14 protein-coding genes and 1 riboswitch are annotated in these 18,103 nt (G+C 54.6%); of the genes, 10 read left to right on the top strand and 4 right to left on the bottom strand.

Going from position 1 to position 18,103, the window contains the following annotated elements:
* Positions 1-32 precede the first annotated feature (32 nt).
* Positions 33-929 carry a methylenetetrahydrofolate reductase gene (metF, locus tag BM323_RS21175; protein WP_008109661.1) on the top strand — a complete coding sequence of 299 codons (897 nt, stop codon included), beginning with the start codon at positions 33-35 and terminating at the stop codon, positions 927-929.
* A 124-nt stretch (positions 930-1,053) separates the two neighbouring features.
* On the opposite strand, the gene ppc is transcribed toward metF, so the two are convergent.
* Together ppc and argE are read right to left on the bottom strand one after the other, a co-directional pair.
* Entirely contained in the window at positions 1,054-3,705 is a 2,652-nt protein-coding gene (ppc, locus tag BM323_RS21170; RefSeq protein ID WP_091004295.1) for a phosphoenolpyruvate carboxylase, read from the bottom strand.
* A gap of 257 nt (positions 3,706-3,962) precedes the next feature.
* Entirely contained in the window at positions 3,963-5,111 is a 1,149-nt protein-coding gene (gene argE / locus BM323_RS21165) for an acetylornithine deacetylase (RefSeq protein ID WP_008109659.1), read from the bottom strand.
* Between the two features lie 167 nt (positions 5,112-5,278).
* Here argE and argC point away from each other — a divergent pair, with 167 nt between their 5' ends.
* From argC to oxyR, 5 genes are all read left to right on the top strand, one after another.
* On the top strand, positions 5,279-6,283 hold the full coding sequence (argC, locus tag BM323_RS21160; protein ID WP_008109657.1) for an N-acetyl-gamma-glutamyl-phosphate reductase: 1,005 nt from the start codon (positions 5,279-5,281) through the stop codon (positions 6,281-6,283).
* A gap of 15 nt (positions 6,284-6,298) precedes the next feature.
* On the top strand, positions 6,299-7,072 hold the full coding sequence (gene argB, locus BM323_RS21155) for an acetylglutamate kinase (RefSeq protein WP_007885411.1): 774 nt from the start codon (positions 6,299-6,301) through the stop codon (positions 7,070-7,072).
* Positions 7,073-7,086: 14 nt separating this feature from the next.
* A complete protein-coding gene (locus BM323_RS21150; protein ID WP_008109655.1) occupies positions 7,087-8,304 on the top strand; it encodes an argininosuccinate synthase in 1,218 nt (405 codons plus the stop codon).
* Between the two features lie 75 nt (positions 8,305-8,379).
* Positions 8,380-9,753 carry an argininosuccinate lyase gene (gene argH, locus BM323_RS21145; protein ID WP_008109653.1) on the top strand — a complete coding sequence of 458 codons (1,374 nt, stop codon included), beginning with the start codon at positions 8,380-8,382 and terminating at the stop codon, positions 9,751-9,753.
* 287 nt (positions 9,754-10,040) lie between these two features.
* Positions 10,041-10,958 (top strand): DNA-binding transcriptional regulator OxyR, encoded by a 918-nt coding sequence (gene oxyR / locus BM323_RS21140; RefSeq protein ID WP_008109652.1) that lies wholly within the window; start codon positions 10,041-10,043, stop codon positions 10,956-10,958.
* Here oxyR and sthA read toward each other — a convergent pair.
* Positions 10,941-12,341 carry a Si-specific NAD(P)(+) transhydrogenase gene (gene sthA / locus BM323_RS21135; protein WP_008109650.1) on the bottom strand — a complete coding sequence of 467 codons (1,401 nt, stop codon included), beginning with the start codon at positions 12,339-12,341 and terminating at the stop codon, positions 10,941-10,943. The genes oxyR and sthA overlap by 18 nt on opposite strands.
* Before the next feature lie 194 nt (positions 12,342-12,535).
* On the opposite strand from sthA, the gene fabR reads away from it, so the two are divergent.
* Positions 12,536-13,180 carry an HTH-type transcriptional repressor FabR gene (gene fabR / locus BM323_RS21130; RefSeq protein WP_008109648.1) on the top strand — a complete coding sequence of 215 codons (645 nt, stop codon included), beginning with the start codon at positions 12,536-12,538 and terminating at the stop codon, positions 13,178-13,180.
* Positions 13,181-13,198: 18 nt separating this feature from the next.
* Positions 13,199-13,552 carry a YijD family membrane protein gene (locus tag BM323_RS21125; RefSeq protein WP_008109647.1) on the top strand — a complete coding sequence of 118 codons (354 nt, stop codon included), beginning with the start codon at positions 13,199-13,201 and terminating at the stop codon, positions 13,550-13,552.
* A 76-nt stretch (positions 13,553-13,628) separates the two neighbouring features.
* Here the strand turns inward: BM323_RS21125 and trmA are convergent, their stop codons facing one another.
* Entirely contained in the window at positions 13,629-14,732 is a 1,104-nt protein-coding gene (gene trmA / locus BM323_RS21120; RefSeq protein ID WP_008109646.1) for a tRNA (uridine(54)-C5)-methyltransferase TrmA, read from the bottom strand.
* A gap of 112 nt (positions 14,733-14,844) precedes the next feature.
* A riboswitch (cobalamin riboswitch) is annotated at positions 14,845-15,026 on the top strand.
* 68 nt (positions 15,027-15,094) lie between these two features.
* On the opposite strand from trmA, the gene btuB reads away from it, so the two are divergent.
* Together btuB and murI are read left to right on the top strand one after the other, a co-directional pair.
* Positions 15,095-16,981 carry a TonB-dependent vitamin B12 receptor BtuB gene (gene btuB / locus BM323_RS21115; protein WP_008109645.1) on the top strand — a complete coding sequence of 629 codons (1,887 nt, stop codon included), beginning with the start codon at positions 15,095-15,097 and terminating at the stop codon, positions 16,979-16,981.
* On the top strand, positions 16,926-17,777 hold the full coding sequence (gene murI, locus BM323_RS21110; RefSeq protein WP_008109644.1) for a glutamate racemase: 852 nt from the start codon (positions 16,926-16,928) through the stop codon (positions 17,775-17,777). The genes btuB and murI overlap by 56 nt, the downstream gene beginning before the upstream one ends.
* The last annotated feature ends 326 nt before the right edge of the window (positions 17,778-18,103 follow it).

The raw sequence follows: 18,103 nt of genomic DNA, 5'->3' as shown, positions 1-18,103 counted from the left end.
AATAATCGATATGTGATGACGAGGTAATTAGGATGAGTTTCTTTCACGCCAATCAACGCGAAGCGTTGAACCAAAGTCTGGCTGAGCTGAACGGGCAAATTAATGTCTCTTTCGAATTTTTCCCGCCACGTACCAGTGAAATGGAAGAAACCCTATGGAGCTCAATCGATCGACTGAGCAGCCTGAAGCCGAAATTCGTCTCCGTCACCTACGGTGCCAACTCGGGCGAGCGCGACCGTACGCACAGCATCATTAAAGGCATTAAAGATCGCACCGGTCTGGAAGCGGCACCGCATCTGACCTGTATCGATGCCACGCGTGATGAGCTGCGCGCTATCGCACGTGATTACTGGGATAGCGGCATTCGTCATATCGTGGCACTGCGCGGTGATTTACCGCCGGGCAGCGGCAAGCCGGAAATGTACGGTTCGGATTTGGTTGAACTGCTGAAAGACGTCGGCGATTTCGATATCTCGGTGGCGGCTTATCCGGAAGTGCATCCCGAAGCGAAAAGCGCACAGGCTGATTTGATCAACCTGAAACGTAAAATTGATGCCGGTGCTAACCGCGCCATCACCCAGTTCTTCTTCGACGTGGAAAGTTACTTGCGTTTCCGCGATCGCTGTGTCGCAACCGGTATCGACGTGGAAATTGTGCCGGGTATTCTGCCGGTCTCTAACTTTAAACAGTTACAACGCTTCGCCACCATGACCAATGTGCGAGTGCCTGGCTGGATGAGCGCGATGTTTGAAGGTCTGGATAACGATCCGGAAACGCGCAAAATGGTGGGTGCCAGCGTTGCCATGGACATGGTGAAAATCCTGTCGCGAGAAGGGGTGAAGGATTTCCATTTCTATACGCTGAATCGTGCCGAGTTGAGTTACGCGATTTGTCACACGTTGGGCGTGCGTCCGGCGATGGGGGCGTAAGATTGGCGGTCGCCATGAATGGCGACCCTACAGGTTTCCGGTTTTGTAGGGTGCGCGTTCATGCGCACCGGTAAAACAATAAAAAAGGAGCCGGTTGGCTCCTTTTTCACATCATTTCACTCGATTAACCGGTATTACGCATACCCGCTGCAACACCCGCGATCGTCACCATCAGCGCTTGTTCTACACGCGCATCTGGCTCATCACCGCGCTCTTCTTGCGCACGTGAACGATGCAGCAGTTCAGCCTGCAACACGTTCAGCGGATCGGTATAGACGTTACGCAGCGCGATAGATTCAGCAATCCACGGTTGGTCGGCCATCAAATGCGCATCGTTGGCGATGGTCAGCACCGCTTTGATATCCGCATCCAGTTGATCGCGCAGTTGCTTGCCGAGTGGCCACAGTGATTTATCCACCAGGCGCTGATCGTAATATTCCGCCAGCCACAGATCGGCTTTCGAGAACACCATCTCCAGCATGCCAAGACGTGTGGCGAAGAACGGCCATTCGCGGCACATGTTCTCCAGCTCATCCTGATGACCTTCATCCATCGCTTTCTGCAACGCGGCACCCGCGCCCAGCCAGGCTGGCAACATCAGGCGGTTCTGCGTCCAGGCGAAGATCCATGGAATAGCACGCAGCGATTCCACACCGCCGGTTGGGCGACGTTTAGCCGGACGTGAACCCAGCGGCAATTTGCCCAGTTCCTGCTCTGGCGTGGCCGAGCGGAAATAGGGCACGAAGTCCGGATTTTCACGCACATAACCGCGATACATCGCACAGGAGTGCGCCGACAGACCATTCATGATCTCCTGCCATTCGCGCTTTGGTTCCGGCGGTGGCAGCAGGTTGGCTTCCAGAATCGCACCGGTATACAGCGACAGGCTGGCGATGGTGACTTCTGGCAAACCGTATTTGAAGCGAATCATCTCGCCCTGTTCGGTCACGCGCAGGCCACCTTTCAGGCTGCCCGGCGGTTGTGACAACAGCGCAGCATGGGCTGGCGCACCGCCACGACCAATTGAGCCGCCGCGTCCGTGGAACAGCGTCAGCGTAATGCCCGCGCTCTCACAGGTTTTGATCAGCGCATCCTGCGCCTGATATTGCGCCCAGCTGGCGGCCATCACGCCGGCATCTTTCGCCGAGTCGGAATAGCCAATCATCACCATCTGTTTGCCGTTGATAAAGCCGCGATACCAGTCGATGTTCAGCAACTGCGTCATCACGTCGTTGGCGTTGTTCAGGTCATCAAGGGTTTCGAACAGTGGCGCAACTGGCATGGCGTAAGGAATGCCGACTTCTTTCAGCAGCAGATGCACAGCCAGCACGTCCGATGGGGTTTTCGCCATGGAGATCACGTAGGAAGCAATCGAACCCTGCGGCGCTTCGGCCACCACTTTGCAGGTATCCAGCACTTCACGCGTCTCATCGCCCGGTTCCCACTGATGCGGCAACAGCGGACGCTTAGAATTCAGTTCGCGAATCAGGAAAGCTTGTTTATCGGCTTCTGACCAGCTTTCGTAATCACCGAGGCCAAGATAGCGCGTCACTTCGGCAATCGCCTGGGTATGGCGGGTGCTCTCCTGACGGATATCGATACGTACCAGCGGCACGCCGAAACACTTCACGCGGCGCAGCGTGTCCAACAACTGGCCGTTGGCGATGATGCCCATGCCGCACTGTTGCAGAGATTGATAGATAGCGAACAGCGGTTCCCACAGCTGATCGTTGGAGACCAGCAGGTCGGCCGGACGCGGCAGGCGCTCGCCTTTCAGACGGCGGCCAAGATAGGCCTGCGTGGTCATCAGCTGGCTGCGGATGCGCTTCAGCACCATACGGTACGGCTCGAGCGCTTCCGGATCGCCGCACAGCTCGCGCACTTCGTCGCTACATTCGGACATCGACAGCTCAGAAACCAGCACGCCGATATCGCGCAGGAACAGGTCCGCGGCTTTCCAGCGGCTCAGCTGCATCGCGTGGCGGGTAATCGGTGCGGTGACGTTCGGGTTGCCGTCACGGTCGCCGCCCATCCACGAGGTAAATTTAATCGGCACGAAATCGACCGGCAGCTTAATGCCAAAGGTCTCTTCAACTTGCTCGTTCAGCTCACGCAGGAAGGCGGGCACGCCTTGCCACAGGCTGTTTTCCACCACGGCAAAGCCCCATTTGGCCTCATCGATTGGCGTTGGACGGTATTTGCGGATTTCGTCGGTGTGCCACGCTTGTGCCACCAGCTGGCGCAGACGGCGCATCACCTGCGTGCGCTCGTAATCGGAAATGTCGCTGTGATCGAGTTGCTGTAAACAGCTGTTCACTTCGCCCAGCATATGGATCAGCGTGCGGCGGGTAATTTCGGTGGGGTGCGCAGTCAGCACCAGCTCCAGCGACAGCTCTTCAATCGACTGACGGATTGCCGCTTCGCTGATATCGCCTTGCTGTTTCAGGCGCTCGAAAGTCTTTTTCAGCAGTTCAGGATGGTTCGCGCCATCACCGCTACGGGAAATGGTTTGATACTGTTCAGCGACGTTGGTCAGATTAAGGAACTGGCTAAAGGCACGCGCCACCGGCAGCAGCTCGTCATTCGACAGATTTTGCAGCGTGGTCAGCAGTTCCTGACGATGGGTGTCATTTCCCGCACGGGATGACTTAGAGAGTTTACGGATGGTCTCCACCTGGTCGAGGATGTTCTCTCCTAGTGCATCCTTAATCGTATCCCCGAGCAGTTTGCCGAGCATACTGACATTACTTCGCATTGCGGAATATTGTTCGTTCATTGGACCCTGACACCCTCATCATCTTTTTAAATATCCCCACGGGAATTATTTACCCACGGGCATAACATCGTCTTTTATCTAGCCACGTATCTTCCTGCACGTCAATTGCCTTAAATCTACGTAAATGTGCTGCTAAATGGCGGAAATTCAAAGAATTTGCTTGCAGCGAAGCGAGATAAGTTATTCTTATTATCAAATCCCGAACAATGACGGGGCAATTTGCTGATTTAACAGTGAAATGCCCCATCCGTTGTTCATCAATGACAAAAATGCTGCACGACTTGAGTGATAAGCGCATGAGTCGGCTTGATAAATGCGGTATCAATAAACTCATCAGGTTGGTGGGCTTGATTGATAGATCCCGGGCCTAAAACCAGCGTTGGGCACAATTGCTGGATAAAAGGCGCTTCAGTGCAATAGTTCACTACTTCGGTTGGCACGCCCAGCAGCTTCTCCACTACTTGCACCAGCTCATGATTGGCCGGGCATTCGTAACCTGGAATTGGCGGATGCAGCTCGCCCACGGTTAATCGTCCCGGCCAGCGTGCACTCACCGGTGCCAGCGCGTCATTCAGCAGACCATCTAAATCGCTCAGGGTTAAGCCCGGCAGCGGACGAATATCCATATGCAATTCACAGCAGGCGCAAATGCGGTTGGCGGCATCGCCACCATGAATATGGCCGAAATTCATGGTTGGATAAGGAATGGCAAATCCATCGTGGTTGTAACGCTCTTTCAGCGTGTTACGCAACTGCATCAGCTGGGTAATGGATTCATGCATCAGCTCAATGGCGTTGACGCCGCGTGATGGATCGCTGGAGTGGCCCGATTGTCCCTGAATACGAATTACATTCGACAGATGACCTTTGTGCGCGCGCACCGGCTTGAGTGAGGTTGGCTCGCCGATGATGGCGCAATCCGGACGAAGTTGCGTTGATTCAGAGAAATACTTCGCGCCCGCCATGGTGGTCTCTTCATCGGCGGTGGCGAGGATGTAGAGCGGCTTGCTGAGTTTGGTCACGTCAACGTCACGCAGCGCATCCAGAATAAAGGCGAAGAAGCCTTTCATATCGGCGGTGCCCAGGCCGTAAAGCTTGTTGTCGTGCTCGGTCAGCGTGAAGGGATCGCGCGTCCAGCGGCCATCATCGTAGGGAACGGTGTCAGTATGACCGGCCAGTAACAGGCCGCCTGCGCCCAATCCACTGCGCGCCAGCATGTTGAATTTATGTCGCGTGCCAGGCACCGGCTGCACTTCTACACTGAAGCCAATATCGCGGAACCAGCCGGCCAGCAAATTGATTAAAGTTTCATTACTCTGATCCAGTGCGCTATCGGTTGCGCTGATTGATGGCGTGGCAATCAACTGGCGGTAGAGTTCGATAAAAGGTGGTAATTTTGTCTTCACTGTTGACGGTCCTTGGGTTAGGATGTATCAATATTCATGCATTAATAGTGAATAAAAATACAATAACGTCGCTTGCATGTGAAGCATCAAATCTTCTGCAAACGGCATTCTGGGCAACGGGGCAAGGCCGCGACCCGATACGTGACTGTAATAAGGTATACAGCCTGATGTTGAATACGCTGATCGTTGGTGCCAGTGGTTACGCTGGCGTAGAGCTTGCCACCTACCTGAATCGCCATCCGCATATGAACATAACCGCTTTGGCGGTTTCAGCGCAAAGCCCGGATGCTGGAAAGTTATTGTCGGATTTGCATCCGCAGCTCAAAGGCATTGTCGATTTGCCGCTGCAGCCGCTGAGCGATGCTGCTGAATGGGCCGACAAAGTGGATGTGGTGTTCCTCGCCACCGCCCATGAAGTCAGCCACGATCTGGCACCTGAATTCCTCAAAGCCGGTTGCGTGGTGTTCGATCTCTCCGGCGCATTCCGCGTAAACGACGACGCTTTCTATACCCAATATTACGGTTTCAGCCATCAGCATCAGGATTGGCTGGATAAGGCGGTTTACGGCCTGGCCGAATGGCAGCACGACAAAATCAAAGATGCGGAGCTGGTTGCGGTGCCGGGTTGCTACCCAACCGCAGCCCAGCTTTCGCTGAAACCGCTGATCGTAGCGGGCTTGCTTAACGATGCACAGTGGCCAGTGATTAACGCCACCAGCGGCGTGAGCGGTGCAGGGCGCAAAGCCAACGTTGGCACCAGCTTCTGTGAAGTGAGCTTGCAGCCGTACGGCCTGTTTAATCACCGTCATCACCCGGAAATCGTGGCACATCTCGGTACGCCGGTGATCTTCACGCCACATCTGGGCAGCTTCCCGCGCGGTATTTTGTCGACCACTACCTGCCGCCTGAAAGCGGGCGTGACGCAGCAGGATGTGGCGGATGCTTTCCATAACGCTTACCACGACAAACCGCTGGTGCGCGTGTATGACAAAGGCGTACCGGCGCTGAAAGCGGTGGTCGGTTTGCCGTTCTGCGACATCGGCTTCGCCATGCAAGGCGAGCACCTGATTGTGGTGGCTGCCGAAGATAACCTGCTGAAAGGCGCCTCATCGCAGGCGGTTCAGTGTTTGAACATTCGTTTCGGCTTCCCCGAAACGCTGTCTTTGATTTAACGAACGGATAACGCAATGAATCCATTGATCATTAAACTGGGTGGCGTGCTGCTGGATAGCGAAGAAGCGCTGGCCCGTCTGTTTGATGCCCTGCTGGCGTACCGCAATGAACATCAGCGTCCGCTGATCATTGTGCACGGCGGTGGTTGCGTGGTGGACGAGCTGATGAAGAAGCTCGCGCTGCCGGTGAAAAAGAAGAACGGTTTGCGCGTGACGCCAGCCGATCAGATTGACATTATTACCGGTGCGTTAGCCGGTACCGCCAACAAAACGCTGCTGGCGTGGGCGAAGAAATATGGCATCGGCGCAGTCGGTTTGTGCCTCGGCGACGCCGGTTTGGTTAATGTGGCGCAGTTCGATGAAGAGCTGGGACACGTTGGCAACGCAACGCCTGGCAATCCGGCGCTGGTGAACACGCTGCTGGCGGCGGGCTACATGCCGGTAATCAGCTCAATTGGCATCACCGACGGCGGCGAGTTGATGAACGTCAACGCTGACCAGGCGGCCACCGCGCTGGCGGCGACCATTGGTGCCGATTTAGTGCTGTTGTCTGACGTTAGTGGCATTCTCGATGGCAAAGGTCAACGCATTGAAGAGATGACCGCCGCGAAAGCGGAACAGCTGATTGCGCAGGGCATCATCACCGATGGCATGATCGTGAAAGTGAACGCGGCGCTCGATGCCGCTCGCACGCTCGGTCGCCCGGTCGATATCGCCAGCTGGCGTCATGCTGAACAACTGCCAACCCTTTTCAACGGCGTGTCGATTGGCACCCGGATTCTCGCATAATCAAGGATTAAGACATGAGCACGCAAAACATCAAAAAAATCGTTCTGGCCTACTCAGGCGGTCTGGATACTTCAGCCATCATTCCATGGTTGAAAGAGAACTACGGCGGCTGTGAAGTGGTGGCGTTCGTGGCGAACATTGGCCAGGATCCGGCAGATTTAGAAGGCGTTGAGAAGAAAGCGCTGCAGTCAGGTGCGTCTGAGTGCCACGTGGCCGATCTGCGTGAAGAGTTCATCAGCGAATACGTTTATCCGGTACTGCAAACTGGCGCACTGTATGAAGGTACTTACCTGCTGGGTACCTCAATGGCGCGTCCGATTATCGCCAAAGCGCAGGTTGAGCTGGCACTGAAAGTCGGCGCAGATGCGCTGTGCCACGGCGCAACCGGTAAAGGTAACGATCAGGTGCGTTTCGAAACCACCTACACCGCGCTGGCACCACAGCTGAAAGTGGTTGCGCCATGGCGTGAATGGGACCTGCGTTCACGTGAAGCGCTGCTGGATTACCTGAAAGAGCGCAATATCCCGACCACCGCGTCGCTGGAAAAAATCTACAGCCGTGATGAGAACGCATGGCACATCTCTACCGAAGGCGGCGTGCTGGAAAGCCCAGCTAACGCACCGAACAAAGATTGCTGGGTGTGGACCGTTGATCCACTGGAAGCGCCAGATCAGCCAGAAAACGTCACCGTTACCGTTGAGAAAGGTCGCGTTGTCGCGGTGAACGGCGAGAAGCTGAGCCCGTTCCAGTGCCTGGAAAAACTCAACGTGCTGGGTGCGAAACACGGCGTCGGTCGTATCGATATCGTGGAAAACCGTCTGGTAGGCATCAAGTCTCGCGGCTGCTACGAAACCCCGGGCGGCACCATCATGGTGAATGCGCTGCGTGCGGTTGAACAGCTGGTGCTGGATCGCGATAGCTTCAAATGGCGCGAGCAGCTGGGCCATGAAATGTCTTACGTGGTTTACGATGGCCGCTGGTTCGCGCCGCTGCGTAAATCCATCCAGGCCGCTGCTGAATCACTGGCAGAAGAGGTGAACGGCGAAGTGGTATTGCAGCTGTACAAAGGCCACGCCACGGCGATTCAGAAAACCTCTGCTAACAGCCTGTATTCAGAAGAGTTCGCTACCTTTGGCGAAGATGAAGTTTACGATCACCGTCATGCGGGCGGCTTTATCCGCTTGTTCTCACTCTCTTCACGCATTCGCGCGCTGAACGAGCAGAAGAAGTAATACCGCGGCAATCGACATAATTTGCAAGGGCGGCTTCGGGCCGCCTTTTCTATAACGGATTCAGGAGTAATTCAGATGGCACTTTGGGGCGGACGTTTTTCGCAGGCAGCAGACCAACGGTTCAAACAGTTCAACGACTCGCTGCGTTTTGACTATCGCCTGGCCGAGCAGGACATTACCGGCTCGATTGCCTGGTCAAAAGCGCTGGTAACGGTCAACGTGCTGACCAATGAAGAGCAGCAACAGCTGGAAAGCGCGTTGAATGAGCTGCTGGCCGAGGTACGCGCCAATCCTGAGCAGATTCTGCAAAGCGATGCGGAAGATATTCACAGCTGGGTGGAAGGCAAGCTGATCGATAAAGTCGGCGCGCTGGGCAAGAAATTGCACACCGGCCGTAGCCGTAACGATCAGGTCGCGACCGATCTGAAACTGTGGTGCAAAGAGCAGGTTGCCGTGCTGCTGGAGGCAACGCGCGAACTGCAATTGGCGCTGGTTGCCACGGCAGAAGCCAATCAGGACGCGGTGATGCCAGGTTATACGCACCTGCAGCGTGCGCAGCCGGTGACTTTCGCGCATTGGTGCCTGGCGTACGTTGAAATGCTGGCGCGTGACGAGAGCCGTTTGCAGGATGCACTGAAGCGTATGGATGTCAGTCCGCTGGGTTGCGGCGCGCTGGCCGGTACCGCTTACGAGATCGATCGTCAGCAGCTGGCCGGCTGGTTAGGTTTTGCTTCTGCCACGCGTAACAGCCTCGATACCGTTTCCGATCGCGATCACGTGCTGGAGCTGCTGTCAGACGCCTCGATTGGTATGGTGCATCTATCACGCTTTGCCGAAGACCTGATCTTCTTCAACACCGGTGAAGCGGGCTTCCTTGAGCTCTCTGATAAAGTCACTTCCGGCTCTTCGCTGATGCCGCAGAAGAAAAACCCGGATGCGCTGGAACTGATCCGTGGCAAATGTGGCCGTGTGCAGGGCGCATTGACCGGCATGATGATGACGCTGAAAGGTCTGCCGCTGGCGTACAACAAAGATATGCAGGAAGACAAAGAAGGGCTGTTCGATGCGCTTGATACCTGGCTCGATTGCCTGCATATGTCGGTGCTGGTGCTGGATGGCATTCAGGTAAAACGTCCACGTTGCCAGGAAGCCGCTGAGCAGGGCTACGCCAACTCTACCGAGCTGGCCGATTATCTGGTGGCAAAAGGCGTTCCGTTCCGCGAAGCGCACCACATTGTCGGTGAAACCGTGGTGGAAGCGATCAAGCAGGGCGTGGCGCTGGAAGCACTGACTTTGGCGCAGTTAAAGCAGTTCAGTGCGGTGATTGAGGATGACGTGTATCCGATTCTGTCGCTGCAATCCTGTCTCGATAAGCGTAATGCGCAGGGTGGCGTGTCGCCTCAGCAGGTCGCCTTCGCCATCGGCGAAGCGCAGAAGCGTTTAGGTTAATCTCTTCGTAGAGTCGCCATTCATGGCGACCAATAAATCCAACGCAAAAAAAAGCGGGCACCTCTTCGGTAGCCCGCCAACCTCTAGCTTCGGAATTACATTTTGTTATAGGCACATCATCAAGGGCAGGCCACTCCCGGCCAGCACAGTGATTTGTTTTAAGCAGTTTGCAGGTTCTGCTCCAGATCATTTGATGCGCGCATTATTCCCGCTCACGCCTTGATAGGGCCAATCGTTCATTGCTATTCTATCTATCGCCACGGGCTATCGTGGTTTGGAGGATTTCAATGAATATTCGTGATCTCGAATACCTGGTTTCACTTGCGGAGCATCGCCATTTCCGGCGTGCAGCTGACGCATGTCATGTCAGCCAACCCACCTTAAGTGGACAGATTCGTAAGCTGGAAGATGAACTTGGTGTGATGCTGCTGGAGCGTACCAGCCGTAAGGTGTTGTTTACTCAGGCTGGACTGTTGCTGGTGGATCAAGCGCGAACCGTGCTGCGCGAAGTGAAAGTGTTGAAGGAGATGGCGAGCCAACAGGGCGAAGCGATGTCTGGACCGCTGCACATTGGTTTGATTCCAACCACCGGGCCGTATCTGCTGCCGCACATCATTCCGATGCTGCATAAAACCTTCCCCAAACTCGAAATGTACCTGCATGAAGCGCAGACGCAGCAACTGTTGGCACAGCTTGACAGCGGCAAGCTGGATTGCGCCATCGTGGCGTTGGTGAAAGAGAGTGAAGCCTTTATTGAGGTGCCGCTGTTTGATGAGCCAATGACGCTGGCGGTGTATGCCGATCATCCGTGGCGCGATCGCGATCGCGTTCCAATGTCGGATCTGGCCGGTGAGAAATTGCTGATGCTGGAAGATGGGCACTGCCTGCGCGATCAGGCGATGGGCTTCTGCTTCGAAGCCGGTGCCGATGAAGACACGCATTTCCGCGCCACCAGTCTGGAGACGCTGCGCAACATGGTTGCCGCCGGTAGCGGCATTACCTTGCTGCCTGCGCTGTCCGTGCCGAATGAGCGCGAACGTGATGGCGTCTGCTATTTGCCGTGCTACAAGCCTGTTCCACAGCGCACCATCGCGTTGGTCTATCGTCCAGGATCGCCTCTGCGCAGCCGCTATGAGCAGTTGGCAGAAGCAATCAAAACCCACATGAAGGGTTATCTGGATACCTCGTTAAAACAGGCGGTTTAAGCCGTTTAACGCTGCCACACGATAGGCTTCGGCCATGGTGGGATAGTTGAAGGTGGTATTCACGAAGTACTCAATCGTGTTGCCGCCGTTCTTCTGTTCCATGATGGCCTGGCCGATGTGAATGATCTCCGCAGCACGCTCGCCAAAGCAGTGAATCCCTAAAATCTCTTTGGTTTCGCGGTGGAACAGAATCTTCAGGCTGCCGACGTGCATACCAACAATCTGCGCACGCGCCAGATGTTTGAACTGCGCACGGCCCACTTCATATGGCACTTTCATCGCTGTCAGCTGCTGTTCGGTTTTACCCACGGAGCTGATCTCCGGAATGGTGTAAATCCCGGTTGGAATATCCTCGATAAGATGCGCGGTGGCTTCACCTTTGATGATCGCCTGCGCGGCGATGCGGCCCTGATCGTAAGCAGCAGAGGCCAGGCTTGGATAACCAATCACGTCACCGACCGCGTAAATATGCGGCAGCGCGGTTTGGTACATGCTGTTCACTTTCAGCAGGCCACGACCATCCGCTTCCAGTCCCACGTTCTCCAGCGCCAGTGAATCGGTGTTACCGGTTCGACCGTTTGCGTACAACAGGCAATCCGCTTTCACTTTTTTGCCCGATTTAAGATGAATAATCACTCCGTCATCAACGCCTTCAATCTTCTCGAACTCTTCGTTGTGACGAATCACCACGCCGCTGTTCCAGAAGTGATAGGAGAGGGAATCTGACATCTCCTGATCGAGGAACGCCAGCAGGCGGTCGCGGGTGTTGATCAGGTCAACCTTGACGTTAAGGCCGCGGAAAATCGAGGCATATTCACAGCCAATCACGCCAGCACCATAAATGATCACGTGGCCAGGTTCATGGTGCAGGTTGAGGATGGAGTCGGAATCGTAAACGCGTGGATGGGTAAAATCGACATCCGCTGGATGATACGGACGAGAACCGCAGGCAATAACGAATTTCTCGGCGGTTAAGCGCTCGCGGGTACCGTCGGGTTGTTCCACTTCGATGGTGTTGGCATCAACAAAACGGGCATCGCCCTGATAAAGTTCACAGCGGTTGCGCTCGTAGAAACCCTGACGCATCGCGGTTTGCTGACTGATCACGTTCTCGGTGTGGTTGAGAATGTCGGCGAATGAGGAGCGCAGGAGTCGAGTGTGATCGCTGTAAAGTGGGTTTTGATTGAACTCGATGATACGGCTGACAGCGTGACGCAAGGCTTTGGAAGGGATGGTTCCCCAGTGAGTACAACCGCCGCCGATGTTGTGGTAGCGTTCGATCACTGCAATACGCGCTCCCTGCTTCACCAGCCCCATCGCCGCACCTTCGCCGCCCGGACCGGAGCCAATCACAATGGCATCGTAATCGTAAGACTTTTGCATACCAGTACGTCCTATTTTTTTATCACATTTTTACAACGAGATTCTAACATCTCGCCGCGCACATCTGAATTCTAACAGCGTAAATTGCTGAAGTTTGACAAAGCGTGAGGTTCACAGGCGTTCACAAAGTTTGCACCGCTGTACGCTGAAAAGTTTGTTATAGTGCCTGCCAAATCACCTAAAAGGCCGGGAAAATGGGCGTCAGAGCGCTACAAAAAGAACGTACACGACGTTCACTGATTGAAGCTGCCTTCAGTCAGTTAAGTGCAGAAAGGAGTTTTGCCAGCCTGAGTTTGCGCGAAGTTGCACGCGAAGCGGGGATTGCGCCGACCTCATTTTATCGTCACTTCCGCGATGTCGACGAGCTGGGCTTGACCATGGTGGACGAAAGCGGCTTGATGCTGCGCCAGTTAATGCGTCAGGCGCGCCAGCGTATTGCCAAGGGCGGCAGCATCATCAAAACCTCGGTGGCAACTTTTATGGAGTTCATCGGGAACAATCCCAACGCTTTTCGGCTCTTACTACGCGAGCGCTCCGGAACCTCGGCAGCATTTCGTGCCGCCGTTGCCCGTGAGATTCAGCACTTCATCGCCGAACTGGCCGATTACCTTGAGCTGGAAAATCGCATGCCGCGCAGCTTCACCGAAGCGCAGGCCGAAGCAATGGTAACGATTGTGTTTAGCGCGGGTGCCGAAGCGCTGGACGTTGATATTGAACAGCGCCGTAAGCTGGAGGATCGATTAGTGCTGCAGCTGCGCATGATCGCCAAAGGTGCTTATTACTGGTATCGCCGGGAGCAAGAGCGCCTGGCAGTTACCCTGGAAAAACCCGAAGAGTAATGTGATAAGGATAATGAAATGATTGAGCAAAACCCACGCGATAAAGGAACGCTTTTATTGGCTTTTATCACCGGTTTAGCGATCAACGGCTCCTTTTCGGTGCTGTTCAGCACGTTTGTCCCCTTTTCGATATTCCCGCTGATCGCGCTTGGCCTCGCGGCCTGGTGTTTGCATCAGCGTTATCTCAACCGCAATATGCCAGACGGCATGCCTTCACTGGCGGCGGCGTTCTTCCTGCTGGGTATTTTGGTTTATAGCGCGCTTGTGCGGGCTGAATATCCGGATATCGGCTCCAACTTCATCCCGACCATTCTGATGGTGGCGCTGGTGTTCTGGATTGGTATGCGTTTCCGCCGTAAAAACCGTAACTAAGGCTTCGACTGCTGTTCGGTGCGCATGAATGCGCACCCTACAAACCGTAGGGTCGCCATTTATGGCGACCGATTCATCAGGCCTTGCGCGTCAGCAGCACGCCGCATTCCATATGATGGGTATACGGGAACTGATCGAACAGCGCCAAACGCGTGACATCATGCGTTTCTCCCAGCACCGCGAGGTTGTCGCACAGCGTTTGCGGGTTGCAGGAGATATAAAGGATGCGCGGATAGGCCTGCACCATCTTCACAGTTTCCTCATCCAGCCCGCTGCGCGGCGGATCAACAAAAATGGTTTCGCACTGATAACTCTTCAGGTCGATGCCTTCTAAACGATTGAAGCTGCGCACGCCCGTCATCGCCTGAGTAAACTCTTCGGCGGCCATACGAATAATCTGCACGTTATCAATCTGGTTGGCGGCAATGTTGTATTGCGCGGACGCGACTGACGGCTTGGCAATCTCGGTGGCCAGCACGCGGCGGAAGTTACGCGCCAGCGCCAGCGAGAAGTTGCCGTTACCGCAATAGAGTTCCAGCAGATCGCCACGCGAATCCTGCGTCACGTCCAGCGCCCACTCCAGCATCTGAATATTCATCGCCGCGTTTGGCTGGGTGAAGCTGTTCTCCACCTGACGATAAATCATCTCTTTACCGGCGACCGGCAGGCGTTCATCAACGTAATCACGATCGAGGCAGATTTTGGTTTTGGTGGCGCGGCCAATCAGCTGCACGTCAAAGCCTTCGGCACGCAGGCTGTCACGCAGGGCGCTGGCGGCGGCGGTCCACTCCTCTTCCAGCTTGCGGTGATAGAGCAGCGAGATGACGATCTGGTTGCTCATCGTCGACAGGTAATCGATTTGGAACAGCTTAAAACGCAGCGCGCGGTTGTCGCGGATCGCCGCGATCAGTTTGGGCATCAGCTGGTTGATCAATTCACTGGCCGCCGGGAATTGATCGACGCGGATTCGTTGCTTGGTCTGTTGATCAAAGATGATGTGGTAGAGATCGTCACCGTCGTGCCAGATGCGGAATTCGGCACGCATCCGATAGTGGCTGACCGGCGAACGGAACACCTCCACGTCGGGCGCAGCAAAGGGCACCATCATCGCCTGTAAGCGGCTGACTTTTTCCGCCAGTTGCGCGTCGTATTGTTCAATCGGGAGCTGTTCGGGTGTCATCTTTAATCCTGGTAATAAGCTGGCTTGCCGGGCGATTGTAGGCATTCAACTGCTGATGTCCAGCCCTGCGGAAAACAAGATGGCTGGAAGTCTGGATTTCCGGCCTTCCTGGCCGTAGACTGCGCCTGCCGGCCTCCTTGAGTTAAAAGGGAATCCAGTGTGAATCTGGAGCTGACGCGCAGCGGTAAAGAATGTCGTGGTGATGGCACTTACAAACACTGTCCTGCCGGATGGGAAGTTTTTCACCATTTATGATTCTCAGCCCGAAGACCTGCCGGTGTGACGTCGCAATACATACGACCATCGCGAGCTATTGGTTGTAGTCGTGCGGCATCCTGCTTCGTCTTTTGGATGCTATAACAATGAAAAAAACACATGCTTCGCTGTTTGCCTTCAGTGCAACGGCGTTGTCTCTCTGGGCGCAATTTGGCTACGCGCAGCAGAATGATGATACGCAAATCGTTACCGCTAACCGCTTCGCACAGCCAGTCTCGTCGGTGCTGGCTTCGACTTCTGTTGTTACCCGCGACGAGATCGATCAGTGGCAATCTAAGAACCTGCTGGAAGTGTTGCGTCGCTTGCCGGGCGTGGATATCGCGCAAAGCGGCGGCATTGGACAAAGCGCTTCTATGTATGTGCGAGGTTCGGAAGCGCGTCACACGCTGATTCTGGTTGATGGCGTGCCGTTCTCTAAACCGGGTATCACCGGCGTTGCTGACTTCAACCAGATCCCTGTTTCTATTATCCAGCGCGTTGAGTTTATTCGCGGCCCGCGCTCTGCCGTTTACGGCGCAGATGCGATTGGCGGCGTGGTGAATGTCATTACGCAAAACCCGAATAATCAAAACTCGCTGATGGCTGGCTTTGGTTCGAAGGGGTATCAGGAATACAGCGGCGGCATCAATCAAAATGTCACGGACCAGACGCGCGTAACGGTGGCGGGTTCTTATCAGGCCACCAATGGCTACAACGTTCAGCCGGGCTCAACATCGCCAACCGATCGCGACCGTGATGGCTGGCGCAATAAGGCGTTCTGGGCCGGCGTTGATCACAAGTTTAATGATGCGTTCTCTGGCTTCTTCCGTGGTTACGGTTACGCCGCTAACTCAGATTACGATGCGGGTTACGTCGGTGGTCAGGATGAGCAACAGATCTACAATCACTCGTTCGATACCGGTCTGCGCTTTAATAAAGAGGATTACTCCTCGCAGCTGACCGCCAGCTATCAAAAGTACAAAATCTACAACTACGTTGGATCTGACGGCCGCTATGCGGATTCCAATAGTCTGGATGACATGGAGCAGCGCAACCTGCAATGGGGCAACACCTTTGCGGTGGGGCATGGCATGGTCAGCGCGGGCCTGGATTGGCAGCAGCAGAAACTGAGCTCGGTTGGACAACTCTATTCTGGCGCACCGCGTGATGAAGATGGCTACAAGCAAGACAACACAGGTGCTTACCTGACGGCTCAGCAGCAGTTTGGCAATGTCACCCTCGAAGGTTCAGCGCGTGGCGATGATAATGAAGACTTTGGCCGTCATGGCACCTGGCAAACGGCTGCGGGTTGGGAGTTTGTGCCGGGCTACAAGGCATCACTCTCTTACGGTACGGGTTTCCAGGCGCCGACATTAGGACAGCTATATGGCCTGAAGCGTTTTGGTATCAGCTCTAATCCCGATCTCAATCCTGAGAAATCAAAACAGTGGGAAGCCGCGCTGGAAGGTTTAACTGGTCCGCTTAATTGGCGTGTTGCGGCGTATCACAATAAAGTCAGCAATCTCATTACCTACGCTTCTGATCCTGTGACTTTTGATGGCGGCTATTACAATGAAAAAGCTGTTACGCTGAAAGGTATTGAAGCCACCGCTGATTTTGATACCAGCTTCCTTCATCACCAGATCACTTTGGGTTATCTGGATGCTCGTCGTGATTCAGATGGAGAAACGCTGGCGCGTCGCGCGCGTGAGCAGGCCAAATATCAGCTGGGTATGACGGTGTATGACTTTGATATCGATGTCATCTACCAATACTTTGGTAAGCGCTACGATAACAACACCAGCGAATATGCCAGCGAGCAACGCCGTTTACCGAGTTACAGCACGGTAGATCTCGCTGTCTCGTATCCGGTCACATCACAGCTCACCGTTCGTGGTAGAATTGCCAACCTGTTCGATAAAGATTATGAGACAGCGTATGGCTATCCAACTCCAGGAACGGAGTATTACCTCAGCGCCAGCTACAGCTTCTGATCTGCGTCCCACCGTGCTGGTGTTTGACTCCGGCGTGGGTGGGCTGTCTGTTTATGATGAGGTCCGGCATCTACTGCCGGATCTTCACTATCTTTACGCCTTCGATAATGAAGGTTTCCCGTACGGCGAAAAATCCGAAGACTTTATTGTCGAGCGTGTAGTGGCGGTGGTGACGGCTATCACTCAGCGTTTCCCGCTTGCGCTGGTGATCATCGCCTGTAACTCGGCCAGTACCATCTCTTTGCCGGCTCTGCGTGAGCGCTTTGAATTCCCGGTTGTGGGTGTGGTGCCTGCGATTAAACCTGCTGCGCGTCTGACGCGTAACGGCGTGGTGGGATTGCTGGCCACCCGTGGCACGGTGAAACGTCCTTATACACATGAGTTGGTGGCGCAATTTGCCCGGGACTGCAAAATCGAAATGCTCGGTTCCGCTGAGCTGGTGGAACTGGCGGAAGCCAAGCTGCATGGCGAAGATGTTGAGTTGGCCGATGTGCGCCGCGCCGTGCAACCTTGGCTACGTATGAAAGAGCCGCCCGATACCGTGGTTCTCGGCTGTACGCATTTCCCTTTATTACGTGATGAGCTGCAATTGGTACTGCCTGAAGGGACAAGGTTGGTGGATTCGGGCGCTGCTATCGCGCGTCGTACCGTTTGGTTATTAGAGCATGAAGCACCGCAGGCGGTTTCGTCCGGGCAGAATTTAGCGTTCTGTACGCGTATGGATGATGAAGTGACGAAATTGTCACCGATTTTGCAGCGTTATGGCTTCCCGTTGCTGGAAAAATTAGCAGTTTAGTGGCATTTCGACGAAAAAATCAGCACTCGGAAATTAATTTGAAATTAGCACTTGTCAGCCCCGAAGAAATCCCTATACTGCGCCTCCACTGACACGGAACAACGGCTTACGAAGCGATGTGTTCAGGAGGTGGCCTTCAAGGCAACCTTCAGAAAAGCAAAAATAAATGCTTGACTGAGAATGCGGAAAGCGTAATATACGCATCCCGCGCCGCTAGAGAAATCGCGGCATGCTCTTTAACAATTTATCAGACAATCTGTGTGGGCACTCGCAGGATTGATATCAGCGTCTCCGGACGTAAAAAATATCAAAGCCTCACGAGTGAA

It is taken from the genome of Pantoea sp. YR525, from assembly GCF_900116775.1.
GTDB lineage: Bacteria > Pseudomonadota > Gammaproteobacteria > Enterobacterales > Enterobacteriaceae > Pantoea > Pantoea symbiotica.
The sequence above is the reverse complement of the archived record's forward strand: the minus strand, read 5'-3'. Positions and strand labels throughout refer to the sequence as shown.